Source organism: Mesorhizobium sp. M7A.F.Ca.CA.004.12.1.1, from assembly GCF_003997835.1.
Taxonomy (GTDB): domain Bacteria; phylum Pseudomonadota; class Alphaproteobacteria; order Rhizobiales; family Rhizobiaceae; genus Mesorhizobium.
On record NZ_RZRK01000315.1, the window covers coordinates 4,703 to 6,582 of the forward strand.

The 1,880-nt window shown below is 58.9% G+C and carries 2 protein-coding genes; one reads left to right on the forward strand and one right to left on the reverse strand.

Translation table 11 applies throughout. The features are described from left to right. On the forward strand, window positions 1–221 hold a 221-nt coding region (locus EN984_RS17740; protein ID WP_206517439.1), incomplete at its 5' end, for a hypothetical protein. Between the two features lie 413 nt (window positions 222–634). Here the strand turns inward: EN984_RS17740 and EN984_RS17745 are convergent. Then, window positions 635–1,880: SLC13 family permease (locus EN984_RS17745; protein ID WP_164765508.1), on the reverse strand; the 1,246-nt coding region annotated here is incomplete at its 5' end.

Genomic DNA, 1,880 nt, shown 5'->3' on the forward strand with positions numbered 1-1,880 from the left:
CTTTGGCCTTTGGTAGGGCGGCGGCCATTTCCGCCGACAACCTGAAGGCTTACGGGACCAAACTTGGCGTTGCAAAATTGCTTTTCATGAATGACAATCATCCGCCCCCCGACAAGTTGGTGTCCGATCCACCGCCAGATTGGCAGGGCGTGCTTTTTGCCACCGCTGCCCTCGTCTCATCCTTATGCGCCCTGCTGCTGGCATTTTGGATGTCTGTTTGATCGCTGTCGGACAGCCCATTGTCCTATAGAGAGCCAAAAAGGTTTGGCACCAAAGTTGCATTGACAAGTTGGGGCGGATGAAGCCCGCCGCTTCGCAAATGGGGCGGCGGGCTTTCATAAGTTTAACCCTCAGAAACGAGCAGCGGCGGGTGCTTTGGCCGTTCGCGCGATCACTTGGCGGAGGTTAAGCATGTCGACCCGCCGGCATGCCGGTTAGGCGGAGTCTGGGCGCGACCTACGTCTTTCCGCCTTTGTGGTGCTTTTCTGACCGGGCGTCTGCTTCAGGCTCTTTGCCGGATCGCACACCGAACTTTTCACCGTTGGATTTTTCGCCCTCAGTTGCGCGGCGGAGACCTCATTCACGAATGTAGTGTCATGTGGGATTTCCAAGGAGGGCATCCGAATATCGGATGTCAGTCCACTGGCCAAACGATCATAAGCATCGGCACGGCAACAATGACTACGAGAAAAGATAGGGGCAGTCCCAGACGGGGATAGTCGCTGAAGCGGTAGCCACCCGGCCCCATGACAAGCGTGTTGCACTGATGTCCGATCGGGGTGAGAAAGTCACAGCCGGCGCCAATGGCGACAGCCATCAAAAATGCTTCCGGCCGGTAGCCCAGATCACCAGCAAACTCGGCGGCGATAGGCGCCATGACAAGGACGGTGGCGGCATTGTTGAGGAATGGCGTAACGGCCATGGCGGCGACAAGGATGAGCATCAGTGCGCCGGACGCCGGAAGGAGTGTCCCCAGCCTAGCAAGCTCGCCGGCAACTACTCCCGTCGCCCCTGTACTGCGCAGCGAATCGCTCACTGGAATGAGAACGGCCAGCATCACGAGGATAGGCCCATCGAGCGATTGGTATACGTCGCGGAGCGGAATGACCTTGAAAAGCACAATCGCGACAGCGGCCGCGAAGAAGGCGACGGAGACTGGCAGCAGCCCAAACGCCGTCGCCACCATGGCGAGAGCAAGGATTACTACCGGCACGATACCCTTGCGGACGCTACCAAGAAGGATAGCCCTTTCTGCCAGCGGTAAGCAGCCGAGTTCACGAAGTATCTCGGGCATCCTGGCTGCACTGCCCCGCAAAACGACAACGTCCCCGAGCCTCAGCTCGACTTCGGCCAGCCTGCGGTCGAGGCGCTCCCCGCGACGGCTGACAGCCAGGAGGTTGACATTGAAGCGATCGTAAAGGGCAAGGCGCTGGGCGGTCCAGCCGATCAAAGAGGAGCTTTCACCGATTACGGCTTCGATAGCGACCATTTCGTTGGTGGTGTCGTCACCAGCGACCCTATCCCCGGTCACGCTGAGCCTGCCCTGGGAGACAAGGCGATCCAGCGCTTCTGGGTCGCCTTCGAGCAACAGGATGTCATTCACCTTGAGGATCGCGTCGGGCAGTGGCGTCATCCGCATCGTGCGATTGCGCAGAATCGACGTCACGATTGCATCGCCGCCGGCGAGCTTCATGAGGTCTGCGACGGTTTTCCCGAGCACCGTGGAGTCGGCGACAATTCGAGCCTCTGTAAGGTAGTTCTTGATGTCGAGGGCTTCGTTCAGTGATCCGCCAAGCTTTTCGCGCACCGGCAACAACCAATAGAAAAACAGCAGGAAGATCGTTCCGGCAGCGGCTATGCCAGCTCCAACAGGTGTGAAG